General features: G+C 61.2%; 14 protein-coding genes. 11 read left to right on the top strand and 3 right to left on the bottom strand.

Annotated elements, in window-relative coordinates:
* Positions 1-237 precede the first annotated feature (237 nt).
* From HY962_03375 to HY962_03350, 6 genes are all read left to right on the top strand, one after another.
* Positions 238-1,158: a hypothetical protein gene (locus tag HY962_03375; GenBank protein ID MBI5645948.1), complete on the top strand. Its 921-nt coding sequence runs from the start codon at positions 238-240 to the stop codon at positions 1,156-1,158.
* Between the two features lie 156 nt (positions 1,159-1,314).
* Complete coding sequence (locus HY962_03370; protein MBI5645947.1) at positions 1,315-3,324, top strand: Omp28-related outer membrane protein; 2,010 nt, start codon at positions 1,315-1,317, stop codon at positions 3,322-3,324.
* A 64-nt stretch (positions 3,325-3,388) separates the two neighbouring features.
* On the top strand, positions 3,389-5,779 hold the full coding sequence (locus tag HY962_03365) for a hypothetical protein (GenBank protein MBI5645946.1): 2,391 nt from the start codon (positions 3,389-3,391) through the stop codon (positions 5,777-5,779).
* A 135-nt stretch (positions 5,780-5,914) separates the two neighbouring features.
* Positions 5,915-6,652 carry a PASTA domain-containing protein gene (locus tag HY962_03360; protein MBI5645945.1) on the top strand — a complete coding sequence of 246 codons (738 nt, stop codon included), beginning with the start codon at positions 5,915-5,917 and terminating at the stop codon, positions 6,650-6,652.
* 42 nt (positions 6,653-6,694) lie between these two features.
* Complete coding sequence (locus HY962_03355; protein ID MBI5645944.1) at positions 6,695-7,087, top strand: hypothetical protein; 393 nt, start codon at positions 6,695-6,697, stop codon at positions 7,085-7,087.
* Positions 7,088-7,379: 292 nt separating this feature from the next.
* A complete protein-coding gene (locus HY962_03350) occupies positions 7,380-8,468 on the top strand; it encodes a T9SS type A sorting domain-containing protein (GenBank protein ID MBI5645943.1) in 1,089 nt (362 codons plus the stop codon).
* A gap of 221 nt (positions 8,469-8,689) precedes the next feature.
* Here the strand turns inward: HY962_03350 and bshB1 are convergent, their stop codons facing one another.
* Together bshB1 and HY962_03340 are read right to left on the bottom strand one after the other, a co-directional pair.
* On the bottom strand, positions 8,690-9,415 hold the full coding sequence (gene bshB1, locus HY962_03345) for a bacillithiol biosynthesis deacetylase BshB1 (GenBank protein ID MBI5645942.1): 726 nt from the start codon (positions 9,413-9,415) through the stop codon (positions 8,690-8,692).
* 202 nt (positions 9,416-9,617) lie between these two features.
* A complete protein-coding gene (locus HY962_03340) occupies positions 9,618-12,650 on the bottom strand; it encodes a hypothetical protein (GenBank protein MBI5645941.1) in 3,033 nt (1,010 codons plus the stop codon).
* 160 nt (positions 12,651-12,810) lie between these two features.
* Here HY962_03340 and paaA point away from each other — a divergent pair, with 160 nt between their 5' ends.
* From paaA to HY962_03315, 5 genes are all read left to right on the top strand, one after another.
* Positions 12,811-13,737, top strand: coding sequence for a 1,2-phenylacetyl-CoA epoxidase subunit A (gene paaA, locus HY962_03335; protein MBI5645940.1), 927 nt, complete (start codon positions 12,811-12,813; stop codon positions 13,735-13,737).
* A 99-nt stretch (positions 13,738-13,836) separates the two neighbouring features.
* Positions 13,837-14,205: a 1,2-phenylacetyl-CoA epoxidase subunit B gene (locus tag HY962_03330; GenBank protein ID MBI5645939.1), complete on the top strand. Its 369-nt coding sequence runs from the start codon at positions 13,837-13,839 to the stop codon at positions 14,203-14,205.
* Positions 14,202-14,987 (top strand): phenylacetate-CoA oxygenase subunit PaaC, encoded by a 786-nt coding sequence (paaC, locus tag HY962_03325; GenBank protein ID MBI5645938.1) that lies wholly within the window; start codon positions 14,202-14,204, stop codon positions 14,985-14,987. Before HY962_03330 ends, paaC begins: the two co-directional genes overlap by 4 nt.
* Before the next feature lie 105 nt (positions 14,988-15,092).
* Entirely contained in the window at positions 15,093-15,569 is a 477-nt protein-coding gene (gene paaJ / locus HY962_03320; GenBank protein MBI5645937.1) for a phenylacetate-CoA oxygenase subunit PaaJ, read from the top strand.
* 71 nt (positions 15,570-15,640) lie between these two features.
* Positions 15,641-16,378: a hypothetical protein gene (locus tag HY962_03315; GenBank protein ID MBI5645936.1), complete on the top strand. Its 738-nt coding sequence runs from the start codon at positions 15,641-15,643 to the stop codon at positions 16,376-16,378.
* A gap of 115 nt (positions 16,379-16,493) precedes the next feature.
* Here HY962_03315 and HY962_03310 read toward each other — a convergent pair whose 3' ends face one another.
* Positions 16,494-18,467, bottom strand: a complete 1,974-nt coding sequence (locus HY962_03310; GenBank protein ID MBI5645935.1) for an oligopeptide transporter, OPT family — start codon at positions 18,465-18,467, stop codon at positions 16,494-16,496.
* Positions 18,468-18,477: the final 10 nt, after the last annotated feature.

The raw sequence follows: 18,477 nt of genomic DNA, 5'->3' as shown, positions 1-18,477 counted from the left end.
TTTCCGCGTTCGATTTCTCCCACCACCTTTTTCTTGAAGGCAATACTATATCGGAGGATGGGTCGAACCGCTGTAAGTTGCTGCATGGTTGTGCTCCTTGCTAGGGGTGAAACTGTCAACCCCGGCTAGGACGTGACACCAGTTCCCACTCCCCACTCCCAACTCCCCACTCCACTGCCGTTGGCATACTCGCGGCCGGTGAGTACATTTCCGTATTCACGAATGACGGAAAGACACATGAGACGCCTCCCGCTCGTCGGATTACTGTTTGTGTGCATCGCGCTGCCGATGGTGGCGCAGGAAGTTGATTTCGGAAACGTGCAGTTGACACGGACGCGGGATTCCTCGTTCTCCGTGACGAATACACTTCCGCTCCCGATCACCATCAACGCCATCAAGATGCGCGGGCGCCCGAGCGATTATTCCGTCGTATCGGGAGGCGCGCCCGTCACGGTGCAGCCGAACGCCACACACAGCATTATCATTCGTTTCGCCCCGTCGATGCTCGGGCAGCGCATCGATACCATGATCGTCGACGGAAATTTCCCCGGCGCTCCGGTGGAGGTGATTTTAAAGGGAAACGGCGTGCCCCTGCCCGTGGAACTGAGCGCATTTTCAGCGGTGTGGACGCCGTCGGGTGTCGCGCTCTCCTGGCGTACCGAATCCGAACGCAACAACACCGGTTTCCATGTGCAGCGTGAACAGGCCGGCCGCTTCGAGGATATCGGATTCGTGCTGGGGAACGGCACGCGCAGTTTCAGGACCGACTACTCTTTTATCGACCGCGGACCCTTCGATGCCAGCGGCACGGCCGCATATCGTCTCCTGCAGGTGGATACCGACGGCACGACCGAACTGTCGCAGGTGTTGCGGATCGCGACCGGCGATGCGGCGCGGCCATCCCTTCGGCTGAGCGTCCTGCCGCACCCCGTGTCGGATCGTGCGATGCTTGGTCTGACACTTCCGGAGGCCGCATCAGTATCGATCGACGTGCTCGATATTTCCGGCAGACCCTGCGCCGCATCCGCGCGCAGCGATCACGCGGCCGGCTCTCATCTGCTCCCGCTCCACCTCGGTCATCTGTCGCCCGGCATCTATTTCATTCATCTCACCGCGGGTGATCACCGCGCCGTGGCATCCGTGCTCGTGAAGCGGTAACACACGGGCGTCATCAACTCCGACACGGCCTGCGCGGCCCTGTCAAACACCATCGTGGACGCGCGCGACGGCGCCTGTGTTTGCCATTGCGCCCGCTGCGGGATTCCCGTAGATTCGTTTTTCCCCCTTCCTCTCCGTTCTATCAGGAGTATCACTATGAAAGCGTTGTCTACCCTGTTGCTCCTTCTCATTCTGGCGTCGTCGATGGCTTTTGCGCAGTCGAAGCGTATGACACTTATCGAGGAGGGCACCAACGCGAGCTGCCCGCCGTGCGCGCGTGAGAATCCCACCTTCGAGAAATATCTCGTGAAACCGCATATAATGTCGCGGGTGATTCCCCTCGTGTATCACGCGTCGTGGCCCGGCCGCGACGTGATGTACTCCGCCAACACGGCGATGCACACCGGCCGCATCGTGACGTACTATGCCATCAACGGTGTGCCCACCATCACGGTCAACGGACGTTTCCCGACCAAGGTGACGGGTGGATGGAACGGCGCACCGTCCGACACCACGGCGATCAACAACGAACTCGCGAAGGCGCAGGGTTTGTCGCCCATTACCATCGGCGTCACGGAAACGGTGAACGGATCGAATGTCGACGTGGCAGTGACCGTGTCGAGCACCGCCGAACTCACAAACAAGAAACTGCATATCGCCGTAACAGAAGGGTATCACTACTACGCCAATGCGGGCACCAACGGCGAGAAGGAATTCATGTACATCGCCCGTAAAATGCTGCCGGATCATCTCGGCACGACGTTTTCGCTGGCGGCGAACGACACACGCACGTTCAACCAGTCGTTTACGTACGACACGGCATGGACGGCGTCGGAAATGTATATCGTCGCCTTCGTGCAGGACGACGCAACCAAGGAAGTGCTGCAGGCAGGTACCGACCGCGTCCATCTCGAAATGAACACCAGCGCCCAGGCGCAGGTGACGGCCAGGGAGGATCAGCCCGGTCTGTTTAACGCCACACTGTCGTCGGCCATCGCGGGCGAGTACACGGTGGATGTGGAGAAGACGCTGCCGACGGGCTGGAGTGTCGAACTCACCGTGAACGGCAATGCCGTCACACCGCCTGCAAAAATCGCCCTTGAAAAAGACGTTGTGACCAACCTCGATCTGAAGATCATCCCCGTCGCCTCCAAGAACCGCCTCGGCAAGGCCGTGGTGACTGTGCGCGGACCGTTCGGCGGTTCGGGCCATGTGCCGTTCCGCCTCTATGCGCGCGACATCACAACACTCGTACTTGTCAAGGACGAGGGCAACGCCGCCATCGCCACGGCCTACCAGTCGGGCATGGAGCGCAACACGTACACCTACGCCATGGTGGAGCCCGGCGATGAAAACGTGCTCGACCTGAAGACCTTCCCGACAGTGCTGTGGGAAGTAGGGAAGAATGTGCTGAGCCAGAGCGACGTCACCGTGCTGAAGAGCTATCTCGATGGTCCCGCGCCGCGCCTCTTCCTGCTCGGAGCGGAAATCGCGTGGGGCCTTGCAGATCCGGCCTCCTCGACCTCGGGCTGGTACATGGACGTGCCGTTCCTGAATAATTACCTCCATGCGGATTATATAGCCGACGATCACGCGGCGACCAACATCATCGGCGCGCCCGGCGATCCCGTCGGCAACGGCATCAACGTGGCCTACAATGTTGCGGTGACCAATCAGGACACGCCCGACGTGCTGCGTCCGCGTGACGGCGGTGTGCCCGTGTTTTTCTACGGCACCACCACCGACGTCGCGGCGTTCCGCTGGGAGAATTCGCGCAGCAAGTTGCTGTATTTCGGACTCGGCATCGAGGGCATCAGCGCCGTCGTGACACGCGGCGAGATTCTGCGCCGCGGTATCGAGTGGCTGCTCGGACCCACCGGCACCGGCGATCTGCCCGCCGCACCGAGCGGACTTGCAATTTCCGTGCACCCGAATCCCGTCTCCACGGCGTGGTCTGTGCCGGTTGCGCTCGACGCAGCCGCCACGGTGCGTCTGGCTCTGTACGACATGACCGGCCGTCTCGTGTCCATGCTCGGCGAGCGTGAACTTCCCGCGGGCACAACAACACTCGGCTTCGATGCATCAAAACTCGCCGAAGGTTCCTACATGCTGCATGTGACCGCCGGCGGCCGCGCGCAGAGCACCATGCTGCACGTGACGCGGTAACGCTCCTTTTCTCCATGCCGCTGTGCCGGACCCTGAGTTGCGGCACATGGTGGTTCAGTACCTCATGACACATTACGACACACAATTCCCGGGCGCAGACGGGCGGGGGATTTCACCCCGTCCGCCGCGCCCGGCGGCATTGTACCCGCGGCGCAGCGCGGCACCGTTACGCCTGCTCCTGCGTGTGCTGTGTGTGTGCGTGATAATGTGTACAGCCGGTTTCGCACAGCAGCTCGCGCCGTCGCGGGTGTTCGATCTCAACGCGCTGCGTGGCAACGTCTGGCCCAACGCGCTGGTCCCCGGCGATATCGCCGTCGACGAGTCGCGGCATCTCGCGTATGTTCCCATGGGTGTCGGCGGACGCCTGACTGTTGTCGACATGACCGACGGCCGTATCGCCCGATCGCTGCCCTGGAACGAGACGGGCGACGCGGCGCAGGCATCCATCGCCGTGAATCCGACAGGATGGATGTTGCTGTTGCGCGGCCATCTCGGCGAGAAACGCCTTGTGGGTGTGGGCAGCACGTCCGGCTCACCGATGGCGATGTACGAAGCGCGGAGCGGCGCGCCCGTGGCGGGTGTCGCGGTGGATGTTGCGCGCAACCGCGTCTTCGTGTCGGATGGAACACCGCTGATACGTGTGCTCGACGGCACCTCGCTGCGCCAGATGGATTCGCTTCTCACATCCACCGCGATGAACGCGGGCGCGCTGCACTTCGATTCGTCGCGCGCCGAACTGCTTGTGCTTTCGCGTGATCTGGTCAACGGGCGCATCCACGTGCAGGCGCTGTATTCGCAGCAGCCGCATGCGCTGCTGCGCGCGCGCATGACACGCAGCGCGGAGCCCGCGCGTGATTTCCTCTATCTTCCGCACGACCAGCGGCTCGTTGCGATCGGACCGACTACCGCCCATGTGTTCGCCGCGACGGGACTGCTGGAACGCGCCGTCCAATTTCCCGGCGGCATCGCCGACGCCGCCGTGTGTGTGGCCACAAACACGCTCTATGTGGTGGATGCGTCGGGACAATTCGACGAAACCCGCCACGTACAGAGCGGCAAAGTGCACCGCGTGTCGCTGGCCGACTTCTCGCGCGATTCGATTCTTGTGGGTGCCGGACTGCGGCATGTCGCCGCCGACCAGCGTCTGGCGCGCCTCGTCTTTTCGTCGGAAGAAGAGAATCGGATCCTTTTGTATGATTGTGTGAGCTGCTCCGTGATAGCGGTGGCCGATCCGGGGGAAAGCGCGGACGTCCTCTGCTACGATTCCGACCGCGAGGAACTGTACGCGGCCGACCGCCTCGGCGAGGGCGACGGTGTGTTGCGGCTCCGCCTCGCCGCCGGCGCTGTCGATATGCTGCACGGCGCGGCGCGGGTCTCGGGTCTCGGTTTTGACGCGGCCGGCAGGCGCCTGCTGGCGCTGGCCCACGGCGAAAGCGCGCTGCGCTTCGTCGATCCCGCCTCGCCGCATGTCGCGACCGTCAGACGCGCGCATCCGCAGGACGGACGCACGGGCGATCTTGCCCATCTCGCGTACGACGAGGGACGCGGGCTCGCGCTTGTCTGCCTCCCCGAACACGAGGCCTGGACGCTTATCGACACGCGTGCGCAACAGGTGCTGCACACCGGCGCCGTCGACGGTTTTTCCTTCGCCGCGACGCGCCGTCCCGGCCGCCTGCAGGGCGCGTTGCTTCCGTGGGCGGGACTGTTTGTTGTGCTCCGCACCGAAGCGCGTATCCTCAATGTGTACTCCATGAACGACGGCCGCTTCCTTCGCGAGGTTTCACTCGCTACGGCCGATTGGAGCGCCGCGGTGAACGACGAGGACCTGCTCTATGTCGACGTCGCCGCGCAGCGCCTGTTTGTGGCCGGATTGCTGTTCGAACAATCCGACTTCGAGTTCCCGCCGCGCCTGCTGCCGGAACTCACGCGCGTCACGGGAGCGACGGCCGACGGGCGCCGTCTCTTCGGCCTGGCCATCGATGCCGATTCGATTCGGCTGAATATTTATGCGCGCGGGGATATGAGGCGGACGCATCGATATACGTTGTTTCCCGCCGGCGGAGGAACACCCGCCTGCGCCTTCGATGCGCTGCGCAGCCGACTGTTTGTTTCCGAGCCGCTCACGGCACTGGTGAGGGAATATCGTATCGACGCGGTCGGCACCGACGAAGTCCCGCTTCCCGTGTCGGCGGGTCCGATGCTGTTTCCGAATCCCGCGCAGCGCGGGGACGTCGTGACCGTTGTCTTTCCCGAAGCGGATACACGCGGCATGGACGGATCCGTTGTGTATCTCCGCATCAGCGACGCGCTCGGCCGCACGCAGACCTTGCACGCACAGTATGGCGGCCGCGGCCGCATCGAACTTCCCACACAGTCCCTGGCGCCGGGACTGTATCTTCTCACGCTCCTGCGCGGCGACGGCGGAGGACTTCCCGCGCGGCTGCTGCTCCGCTGACCAACTCCCGCGGTCGCGCACGCAATCCCGCGGCGGTGTTGCGCCGCGGCCTCGAGGCGTCACCTCCATGTGCGCCGCCTTTTTCCTTTGTGGGGACGGGTGTATTTTCATCGATCATTTCATGCCCCAGCCCCAATGACAACTTTCCGACAGTTCCTCAGTTCCCGCACAGCAACACGCATCTATGTGGCGGGGACCGGACTGCTGCTGCTCATGCTGCTGGCCGACATGTTTTTCCTCCCCTGGATGGTGCACTGGCGCGGCGAGATCGACGTGCCGAATGTTGTGGGCATGCCGCTGAACGAAGCGTGGCAGACGCTCGAAGCGCGCGGACTGCAGGCCGTGGTCACCGACACGACCGCGAGCGACAAGGTGAAGCCCGGCCGCATCGTATTCCAGAACCCGACCCCGCGCAACATCGTGCGCGAAGGGCGCAATGTGTATCTCACCGTGAGCGGCGGCGTGGCGCAGATCGCCGTCCCGAATCTTCGCGGCCGTTCCTTGCGTGATGCCAAGATCACACTCGAGCAGCTCGATCTCACAGTCGGCCTCGTCTCAACCATGCCCTCGGATCTGCCCGCCGAAACGGTCGTTGCGCAGTCCGTGCCCGCGGGTCGCCGCGTCTCCAAGGCGCATCGTATCGATATCACCGTCAGCGGTGGACCCGAGATGGTGCAGATCGACGTGCCCAATGTGGTGGGACTCAGTCTCGATGAAGCGCAGAAACGACTCACCGAGTCGGGGCTTCGAGTCGGGGCCATCTCCTCGAAGGCAAGCCGCACGCTTGTGCCCAACACAGTAGTCGGGCAATCGCCGCAACCGGGCGACAAGGTCGATTCCGGCAGTCCCATCGATCTCATCGTGTCACACTGAGTTTCTTAGATAGACGTTTTTGACTCCCTCGCCGCTCCGAGCATGACCGTCCACGAAATGTTGCATCAGGTCTCGCTGTTCTCCTCCGGCGTGTATCGCCGCGCGGGGGCGCTGAGTTCGATCGAGATCCCGTTGCCGGACGGCAGGCGGCAGGTCATCTACGGAAAGGTGGGAGGCATACGCGGCGCGCGTGTCGGCATGCTCTACACAAAGATCGGCGAGTATACCGCCGCGATCGATGCGCTCGCGCTGCTGGAACTCAACGCGCGGCTCCGCCATGCCCGTGTTGCCTTGCTGCCGGAGAATCAACTCGTGCTCATCGCCACGTTCGAGCTCGGTGATACGTCCGTCCGCGAGTGTGCCCCCATTCTGCAGGAAATGGCCGCCGTCGCCGACGAACTCGAGCACCGTTTTTATGACGACGATGTGACGTAGGTATCTTCTCCAGAAGGAAGAATATTTTTTGGGTTTCGCCGTTCTCTCTTGACATTGGTGTTTTTTTTTTATGTTCTTATGTATTCGCGGGAGCGAATACTTCCAGAACGTGCCATGAATCCGATTTGTTGTGTTCTGTGGTCATATCTCCAATGAATTGGTTTGATGTACTCTGAGAAACACCCGTCCGTGATGAAAGTGCGCTTCGTTTGCACGGCCCATCCGAAAGATGTATCGAAATAGAGACCCTACAGCGGCAATGAGCTTCACTTCATGGTGAGGAGTACATCCCATGCGCAGCAGACATGATCGTGATCGACACAGCTTCACGCACCTTCTCGTTTTTATCAGCGTCGTTATCCTGTCGTCGGTTGCACTCGATGACATGGTGTCCGGAGCGAACCGGAAAGGCAGTTCGTCGGAAGAACCGTCGCACATCGGAAGCATCCTAATCGGCACCGCGGATGATTCCCTGGAATTTATCTGTGATCAAATCTATCAGTATCGCTCACTTGGGACCCTGTACGATTCCATTGCTGCTCGCTGTACATACGGGGAATTGTGTATTCCGGGATATTATGGTCAGGATAGTCTGTTCATCGGTTGGACCACCGAGTACGAATCGCCTGGAATTGAGGCGGCTGCCGGATACCTGAATTCGGTGATTGTTTCAAAACCGTTTCTCCTGACGGACTCCGCGAGTCTTTCAATGGTGCGTGTGATTGCGACGGTTTCGGACTATGAGACGAGTACGTACAGCCTTCCAGACACGACTGCATGGATGTTGGAATTGTGGCGAAAATCGGATAATACAAAGCTCGCTACTATAGACAGTGTCGGAATCTGCAGGGCGGACAATTATCCGATTGGAACATTCCCCAAGTTTTTTGGTTTCATGGATACGATGTCTGTAGAAATGGTCTCCGTTTTTCTCGGATCATATGCAGCGGCGGGAAATCCGGATTCGGTCTACCTGCGGTTGAAAATGAAAAACTGGCACACCGCCAACGACAGTTCCTGCGCGGTGTTCGACGAGTTCAACTGCAACACGAAATGGAGTGCGTTTATGGGGCTGGCGAAGAGCGGAGCCGGACGTGTGTCCGGTCATTCTCCCTCGCACATGATTACCGCGTTTCCAAACCCGACACGGTCCCCGAAAGGAATGCTTCGCTTCGCGCTGCCTTCTGACGAGTATATAACACTCTCAATGTATTCCATCGCCGGGAAATGGATCTCGACATTTTTTACCGGCGCGCGTTCGGCGGGTGTCAACAGCATTCCATTCGACCTCTCAGCGATCGGACCGGGAACTTACATAATACAGATCGCAGCAAGAGATGGAAATATCATCGCTTCACAAAAAGTAATCTATATAAAGTGATAGATGTCCTGGTACCATTAGGAGGAAAAATCCCATGAAAAAGTTTCTATTCTCATTGGTTGCGATTGTTATGGTATGCACCTTCCACTCCATCAACGCCTCGGCAAAACCGGCACTAAATGGATGCGGTGGTCGACTCGGATCCGAACACACTTCCGTAATTATGCGCTGTCGTTGTAACTACAAGAAGGCCATATTAACACAAACAGGAGACGAGGTGATTATTGTAACGTGTAAAGAAGACCGCCGATCTCCGCGCGGAACGGTTGCAGGGGCGACAGTCCTTCTGCTTGTTCGGCGCCGATAAGAAATCCGAGACGGCGCGAGCGGGCAATGATCGCTTCGAGGAAGTCCGGTGTGCTGATAAACGTCTTCGGGCCTTCGTTTGACGAGTCAGAATGGAATTGCGTGGCGTAACAACGGATGGCTTCCAGTTTCTGCTCGAATACGGGACTGATATCCACAAGCAATTCCGCCGCCGTGTCCCAGGTCATTTGATAGGTGAAGAGCAGCGTCGGCCGGTGTGCGTCCTGCGCGTGTCCATCGACCTCTGTCTCTATCCTCGCGAGCCCCGCCGCAAAACACGCGTCGCGCACCAGCGTTGATGCGTGGCGGTGGTCGGGATGCCGGTCCTCGGCCGGGGGCAGCAGCACCGTGCGCGGGCGCAGGGCGCGCAGCACACGGATCACACGCAGGCGGTTCTCCATCGTATTCGCGATGTCGCCGTCGGGAATATCGAGATTCACGCGCGCGTCGAGCCCCAGCACCCTCGACGCCGCGGCCGTTTCGGCGGCGCGTGTTTCGAGCGTGCCGCGCGTGCTGAGTTCACCGCGTGTCAGGTCGGCTATGCCGATGCGGTGTCCCGCGCGCCGAAGCATCAGCAGCGTACCGGAGCAGTACAGTTCCGCATCGTCGGGGTGGGGGGAGAAGGCGAGGATGTCGAGCATTGTGGGTGAAGCCAGAATTCAGAATTCAGAATCCAGAATTCAGAATATTGTTTGACTAAGGTGTGATACGTAGAATTCGTTTTGCTGTGATCCGCAAAATAATCAATGTTGTTCTTCCAGAATCACAGGTCACAACAAATCTTCGTCGTTCAATCTTCTGGATTCTGGATTCTGAATTCTGGATTCTGGCTTCTGGATTCTCCTACTTCGGCATCGCCGCAAGCGACTGTTCCACCTCGGCGCGGCGGGGATCGGTGGGCAGCGCGGCACGAAGATATCCCTCGTAGGCCTCGCGCGCGAGATCGAACTTGCCGCGCTCGGTGTACATCGCACCCTTCAGATACCACGCCTTCGCGGGATAATACGCCTTCGCGATGGCGTTGTCGAGGATGCGGATCGCTTCCCACACGCGGCCGCCCTGGTATTGAAGCGAGGCCATGTTGCAGTAGAATTCCTCGTTGCTCGGATCGGTCGTGATGGCGTTTTCATAGAGTAACAACGCGTCATTCACCTCGCCCTGCCGCGCGCGCATCGTGGCCTGATTGTCGCGGTAGCCGGCGTGCCGGCCGTTGAGCTTTTTGATGCCTTCGATGCAGTCCGCCGCCGTGGGTTTGTCGTTCTTCTGCATCGCCGCGATCATCAGATACCGCAGCACGGCGGTGTTGAGCGGCACGCTGGCGATGACACGCGAGAGCATCGGGATCGCCTGGTCCGGATTGCCTTGAGTAATGAACATGCCCGCGCGCCGTGTCAGCACGTCGCCCAGCAGCAGCCACGCCTCGTTGTTGTACGGATGTGCGCGGACGAGGTCGTACAGCGTGCGTGTGGCCGTAGTGTCGTCGCCGATGGCGATGGACGAGGCCGCGCGCAGCACCGCCGGCCTGTCGGCGAACAGCGCCTCCGCGCGCGCGCGGGCGGAGTCGTCGGGCAGCGCGGCGAGCAGGGTGGTGGGAGCGCTCCGCTCCGCAAAGAGATCGAAGGTGTTCCTCCACCGGTCGCTGCTGCCTTGCTCGGCTTCGGACGATATGCCCGGCGCATAGGCCGTGAGCGGCGCGGCGTCGCCGGCAAAACGCGCGAGTCCATCGGCGGTCATGCCGAGGTTCGACGCCAGTTCCTCCGGCGTCGACAACGCGATGCTGCGCAGATGATACGCCGTGGTCTCGTCGCTGTTCAACGCAGCAAAACGCGACGGCGGAGGAAGAGCGGAGGACGGGGCGCGCTTCCTTCCCAGGAAACAGGCCATCGCATTTTCCGGATCGGCGTTTGCAAGCCACATCTCGCAGTGTGGAAAGACGGCGCGCATCGCGGCGGCGATCGACCGCAAGCCCGCGCTGCTGACGCTTGCTATGGGTACCCATTGCGCAAAGACGCCGTCGTCGCGGAGTCGTGCGCTGATGCGCCCGTAGTGCGCGGTGCTGAAAATGTCGAGTGTCGGGAACGGTGTCGCGAAGGGCTCCGCCGAGATGATGACATCGAACAATTCGCCCCCGCGCGCCACGTATGCCGCGGGCCGCTCGGTATGGCGGGGCAGGGCGCGCGCCACGCTCCTGCGGATTTCACGATTGGCCGTGCTGTCGGCGTACCAGATGTAGGCGTCGAGCGGTTCGACACACACGATGCGCGCCGGCTTGTGCTTCTTCACGGCCTCGAGCACTTTGCCCGATCCGTACCCGAGCAGCAGCACCGACGATGGATGTGTGTGCGCCAGCATGGGGATGTGGCCGAAGCGGTACAGGGCGTTGTGCACCGAGCGGCTGTCGGCGGTCATCGGTGTGGTGATGTTGAACAGCGCGGCGTGGAAGGGATCGTCGTAATCGCGCGATTGCAGGAAGCTGATGCGGCCCGAGGGATAGAACTTCTCGGCGCGGATCTGCAGGCGCTCAGGCGGTGTCAGTGTGCGTATGCCGTCGGTGTGCGTGAGCAGTATGGGCAGCGCGGCCATCAGGAGAATACCCGCGCCCGCGGCCGCCGGAATACGCCACGCGCCGGCTCGCAGGTACGATGCGAGCGAAGCGCCAATGAACAATGCCGCGGCCGCGCTGGTCCATGTCGCGGTCACGAATTCCGGAAACAGGACGACGGCAACAAGCCCGGCCGATGCTCCCGCAAGGAAAAGCAGGTCGGTCGTGCGTGCGCCGCGGTTGCCGACGGAAAAAAATGCGCGCGCTGCCGCGGCGAGAAATGCGGGAAGAAGGATGCTCCAAAGGGCGGTCTCGAACAGCAGCACGCCGCTCGAGGTTCCACCGAAATACGCGGTGTAGACTTCAGCGAAAATGGATCCTTCGATGCGCCAGACGCCCGCGGTGAGCGAGAGGGCGAGAGCCGCAAGCACCGCGAGTCCGGGGAGCAGTCCGCCTCGCCTCTGTAATACGCGGCCCGCGGGTATGCCGAGCGCAATCATGATGAGCAGCGAGGGGACGAGCAGTGTGACGGTCTGTTTCAGCGGCATGCCCCATTCCAACAGGCGCTGCCCGCCGAGAAAGAAGGACGCGGCGAGGGGAAGCAGGATCAGCGCCATGGCTTCCGCGCGCAGCGCAAGTGCGGCCGCCGCGCGGGGCGCGGGCTTGGATGCGGGACGTGCGCCTTTTCCCCCGCGCCGATCCTTGCGGTGTGCGCTCTGCGCCTTGCTCTCCGCCGCTTGGGGGGGCTCACTCTGTGTCGATGCCGGGGCCGGGTCCATGGTGGGGGATTCGGCCGTTGGAGTAAACAGAAGACCGGCGAAGGACAGCACGGCACCGATACCAAACACGAGGCGCACATCCATACCCGTCATCATCCATGCGTGCACTCCGAGCATCAGGCCCGCAGCGCCAAGAAACACGGCCGTGTCGACGCGTCCCTGAGCCATCCGCGCCGCGCGTCCGAGCAGCAGCAGCGGCAGCGTGACAAGCACGAACTGCATCAGCAGCAGATACACAAAGTTCAATACCGAGTATTCTCCCGAAATGAACGCGTATTCGGCGCTCGCTTCGCCGAGGAGTACTATCAAGATTGGAGGGAGTATAACGGATGCGGGACCGAGAAGGCGGTTGAGCAGGGGAGGGAGGGTCCGCGGAATGGATAATGCAACACCGGCCAGCATCAGCCCCGCAAGCGCGGCGAGCAGCAGGGGATAGGTTCCGAATACGGCGGACGGGTACAGGCGTGTGGCCACAACATGGCCTGTCGAAAGTACCATCCCCGCCATCGCGCCCGCGTACATCGACGCGTATCTGTTCAGACCACCGTTCACCATTCCATCCTTCCTTCGTAAAAAACTCGATGAAGCGGTAATTGTAGTGATTTTTCGAGCGTGAAACGAGCGAATCCGGCGTCCGCGCCCCTTGCAACTTTCTCGGCATTTCCTCAACTTCCACGACTTACGCATTTATAGGACATTTCCTGCAGGTGTATATATGACCGAGACCGAAAACCTCGAGTTGTTCGAGGCGCGCATCAATCGCGGCGAAAAAATTGAACCGGGCGACTGGATGCCCGACCGCTACCGCAACGGACTCATCCGCATGATCTCGCAGCACGCCCACAGCGAAGTGATCGGCGCGCTGCCCGAAGGAACGTGGATCCCCTACGCACCCTCATTGCGGCGCAAAATGATCCTCATCGCCAAGGTGCAGGACGAGATCGGACACGGACAGATGCTGTATCGCGCGGCCGAAACACTCGGACCCTCCCGCGAGGAAATGATCGATCAACTGCTCACGGGCAAGGCGATCTATTCCAACGTCTTTAATTATCCGGCCGAGACCTGGGCCGACGTCGCCATCATCGGCTGGCTCATCGACGGCGGCGCCATCGTGAATCAGACGAAGCTGCTGCTCGGTTCGTACGGACCGTATGCGCGCGCCATGGAACGCATCTGCTGGGAGGAGGGCTTCCACCTCAAACAGGGCTACGACGCCATCTGCGTGCTTATGGCCGGATCGAAGTATCAGCGCGATATGGTGCAGGATGCGCTCAACCGCTGGTGGTGGCCGATCATGACCTTCTTCGGTCCGCGCGACAAGGACTCGGTGCACAGCAGCGATCTGATGCGCTGGAAAATCAAGATCAAGTCCAACGACGAACTGCGCCAGGAATTCCTCTCGAAATTTGTCCCCAAAATCCGCGCCTTCGATTTGGTCATTCCGGATCCGGAACTCCGTTATGTGGAGGAGAAGAAGGAATGGGTGTTCACGGAACCGGATTGGGAGGAATTCCACCGCGTGATCCGCGGCGACGGTCCGATGAACAAGGAACGGCTCGGAGTGCGCCGCCTCGCGCACGACGAAGGCCGCTGGGTGCGCGAAGCGCTCGAGTCCTTCGCCCGCTCCACCCGCAACTGACCGGTCGCTTCTCACATCGTTTAACACTTTCGAGAAAGGAACCCAGGAGCTACTCCCGACTCCCTACTCCCCACTCCCAACTCCCTACTGCACGACGCCATGCCCCGCTGGAAATTCACACCCTACCATCAGCCCATCGAAGAGGGCCTCGACCGCCTCTCCGAACCTTTGCCCGAACACGACACGCAGTGGCCCGAATGGGAGGTGTTTGTGCAGCCGAAACGCGGCGCGGCGCATGTGCGCGTCGGCGCGGTGCACGCACCGGATCCCGAAATGGCGCTTCTTCTCGCGAAGGAGAACTTCATCCGCCGCGAACCCTGCGTCAATCTCTGGATCGTCGATACACGCAACATCCATTCGACGTCGTACGAGGACGAGGACATGTTCGCGTACACGTTCGACAGGGATTACCGGAACACCTCGGGCTTCAAACTGGCCAAGCCGACCGCGGGCAAGGAGGACGAATGAACGCCGATCAGAAAACCGCTCTCGCCGGCATGCTGCTTTTCCTCGCCGACGACGAATACATGCTCGGCCACCGCATGTCGGAATGGACGGGCATGGGTCCCATCATCGAGGAAGACATCGCCTTTTCGTCGATGGCGCAGGACGAACTCGGGCATGCCCTCGGCTTCTACACCCTGCGTGAAGAATTGGGCGAGCCGGATGCCGATACCATGCTCTACTCGCGTGTGTCGGCCGATTTCCGCAACAGCATTCTCACGGAATTGCCGCGGGGCGATTATGCATATAGCATGATGCGGCAGTTCCTCTACGACGGCGCCGAGGCCGAACGTCTCGCAGCCCTCAAGGAATCCGCCTACGAACCGCTGCGCGATCTCGCGGCGCGTATGCTGCAGGAGGAGCGCTACCACTGGATGCACGGCACGACCATGGTGCGCCGTCTCGCGGGCGGAGCGGACAATGCGCGCCTTCGCATGCAGAAGGCCCTCGACGCGCTGTTCCCGTACGCCCTCGGCCTCTTCGAACCATACCATGGAGAGACGCTGCTGCGCGAAGCCGGAATCGCACCGGGCGAAACGGAGCTGCGCAACCGCTGGCTCGCGCGCCTCTGCCCACTGCTGCAAGATTTTGGTCTCCTGCCGCCCGCGGTGCAGACAGGCGGCCTGTGGCTGGCAACGGTCGATCCGGTGCTCGGCGGACGCACGGGCGTGCATACCGAACACCTCGACACGATTCTCGAGGCGATGGCCGTGCTGCATCGCGCGGATCCCGGCGCCACCTGGTGATCCGTGCGGGACGGACGCTGCACACGTCTGTTTGCACGATGACTGTACTTGTTGCCGTGTCAGTGTGCCGGGATCAGGATATCCACGACGGAACACGAGGATAGGATGAGCGATATTTCAACGCGGATTTGGGCGGCATTGGAAGAAGTGAAGGATCCCGAAATTCCCACGGTGTCGGTGGTGGAAATGGGGATCATCGATGAGGTGAACATCGAGGACGGCATCGCGTCCATCACGATGATTCCCACATTCTCCGGCTGTCCGGCCCTGCACGAAATACGCGCCGACATCGCCGCAGCGGTGCGGGCGGTGGGCTTCGAACCCGATGTGGTCGTCTCGAAAAAAGCCTGGAGCACGGACCGTCTCTCGGACAGCGCGCGTGAGAAAATGCGCGCCGTCGGACTTGCCCCGCCTTCGTCGCACGCGGGCGATGTCGAGTGGGAATGGTTCTCGGCCGTCCCCTGTCCCTTCTGCGGCAGCACCGACACGGTGATGGACAATGCCTTCGGTCCGACACTCTGCCGCGCCATCATGTACTGCAACGCGTGCAGTCAACCCTTCGAGAAGTTCAAACCCCTGTAGCAGCAACTGCCTTTTTCCGCATGCGCGGAATGTGTAACGTATCCCGAATCGTCGAACATCGGACCTCCGCCATGACCCGTACCCTATATCTCAGTGCCGTCCTTCTGCTCGCAGTGCCCATGCTGCGCGCGCAACAGACCGACTTTGCACCCACCCTCCAACCGGATCGGAGCTACACGTTCACGATCAAGAAGTCGCACAGCGGCAACGACGGCTTCAAGGACATCATTCCGCAGGGCAGTGAACAGACAATTGTGATCGAGACGGGTCCCGCAAATCCCGCCGGTCTTGCCGCCACGATGCGAATCGAGCGTCCCGAAAGTGTGGAGAAGAGAAAAACCGCGGGCGCACCGACGCGTGAATGGCTGTTCAGCTTCCGCGTCCGCGACGATGGCGCGCTTGTCGATATCACGTCGGAATCGAGCGACGGGGAAGTGCCCGAATCGCTCAATCGTACAGTGCTCTCGTCGCAGTTGCGCCAGTTCCTCTTCCTTCCGCGCCTGCAGCTCGGCCCCGCCGCGTCGGCTCAGCCGATCATCGTGTCACAGCGCGCCGCGGCCGATGGCGCGGTCACCATCACCTACGAAATGACACAGGCGCAGGCCGAATCCGCGCCCGACGGTTCGCCCGCCACCATCGTCACGCAGGGCGGTACCGCCGTCTACAGCACTGCCGAGAAGTTCTTCACGCAGCGCTCACACATCGAGACCTCGAAAATGTTTATGCCCGCCGATCCCGCCTCCGGCGAACAGCGCGTCGTGACCATGGTTGTTACCACGAATTACTCTGTGCGTATTTCCGGGAAGTAATTTCGAACGGAAATTCTAGATGGTAGATGGTAGATGGTAGTTGGTAGATGGTAGTTGGTAGCTCCGAGCGAGATCCTACCATCTACTGATCTACCAACTACCATCTACTGTTCTACTATTCCTTCACCCGCATGGAATCCCACGCCAGATACACCGCAAGAAGCGCGAACGCAACGATGGCAAGCATTTCCGCGGGGGGAGTTTCGACCCAGGTCCAGCCCCACTCCTCGTAGTTCGCGCCGAAGAATTTCATGCCGGCGCTCACCACGCCCATGATCGATCCGCCTGCGATGAAGCCCGAGGCGATGAGTGTGCCGCGCTCGCGGCGCGCGGTGTTGATCTTCTCGTCCTTCGACCGTTTGGAGACGAAGTGCGCGACCATGCCGCCCGCGAGTATCGGTGTGTTCAGTTCGAGCGGGATGTACATGCCGAGCGCGAAGGCCAGGGGCGGCACGTGGATCAACTCGAGGATGATGGCGAGAATGGCGCCGGCGAGATACAACGCCCACGGCGCGGGCTGATTCGACATCAGCGGCTGAATCACGGCGGCCATGGCGTTGGCCTGCGGCGCGACGAGCGCGTTTTCACCCGTGAAGCCGTACGTCTCGTTGAGAAGAAGGATCACGCCGCCGACGGAGGCCGCGGCCAGGATGGTGCCGAGGAATTTCCACTGCTGCTGGTATTTCGGCGTGTTGCCGAGCCAGTAGCCGATCTTGAGATCCGTGATGAAACCGCCGGCCATCGACAGGGCGGTGCAGACCACGCCGCCGATGATGAGAGCCGAGATCATTCCGGTCGGACCTGTCAGACCCACCTGCACGAGAATGAACGACGAGATGATGAGAGTCATCAGCGTCATGCCCGAGACGGGATTCGTGCCCACAATCGCGATGGCGCGCGCGGCCACGGTCGTGAACAGGAAGGCGATGACGGCGACAATCAGAAGTCCGGTGATCGCCTGCGTGAGATCGCCGACAACACCCTTCCAGAAAAAGATGAACACGCCCGCAAGCACCGCGACGATCAACCCCACAACAAAACTCATCGGGATGTCCTTGTCCGTGCGCTCTGTCGCTGTCTCCGAGGCCTCGGTCTTGCGCCCAAACAATTCGGAGGCCGCAAGACTCATCGCGCCGGCAATAATCTTGCGTGATTTGAAGATCCCGATCAGGCCCGCCATCGCGATGCCGCCGATGCCGATGTGGCGCACGTAGGCGCGGAACACCTGCGCTGCGTCGAGTCCTGTCGTCTGTATCGACAGCGTCCCGAGCTGATAGGGCAGTTCATTGCCGAGATAGCCGATCAGCGGGATAAGCACGAACCACGAGAGGAAGGAACCCGCGCAGATGATGGCCGCGTATTTCAATCCGATGATGTAGCCGAGGCCCATCACCGACGCGAGCGTGTTGAGCCGGAATTCGAGACGGAAGTTTTCCGCCAGGGATGAAAATCCCGGGAGCACCTTCGTCGAGAAGGTCTCCTTCCACGCGCCGAACGTCGCGACGAGGAAGTCGTACGCGCCGCCCACGAGGGACGCGGTGAGCAGGATCTTCGCCTGATTGCCGCCGCTCTCGCCCGCGACCAGCACTTCCGTTGTTGCGGTGGCTTCGGGGAAGGGCAGTTCGCCGTGCATCTCCTTCACGAAATAGCGGCGGAAGGGGATCAGGTACAGGATGCCCAGGAAACCGCCGAACATCGACGCGAGAAACACCTGCAGGAAACTCGCAGGAAGATTGAGGATGTAGAGCGCGGGTATGGTGAAAATGGCGCCCGCCACCACCACGCCCGACGACGCGCCGATGGACTGGATGATCACGTTCTCCGACAACGCGTTCTTGCGTTTAGTGGCGGTGGAAAAACCGACGGCGATGATCGCGATGGGAATCGCGGCTTCAAACACCTGGCCGATCTTCAGTCCCAGATATGCCGCCGCGGCGGAGAACAGGACCGAGAAGAACATGCCCCAGCCGACGGAGTAGAGACTGATCTCGCGCGGGGTCTGACCCGCGGGCACCAGGGGAATGTACTTCTCGCCCGGCTGCAACGGTGTGTACGCGTTTTTGGGCAGACTGCGTGTCGTGGGCTCCATACGCGATCCT

This window comes from Ignavibacteriota bacterium (genome assembly GCA_016218045.1).
Classification (GTDB): domain Bacteria; phylum Bacteroidota; class Ignavibacteria; order SZUA-365; family SZUA-365; genus JACRFB01.
The sequence above is the reverse complement of the archived record's forward strand: the minus strand, read 5'-3'. Positions and strand labels throughout refer to the sequence as shown.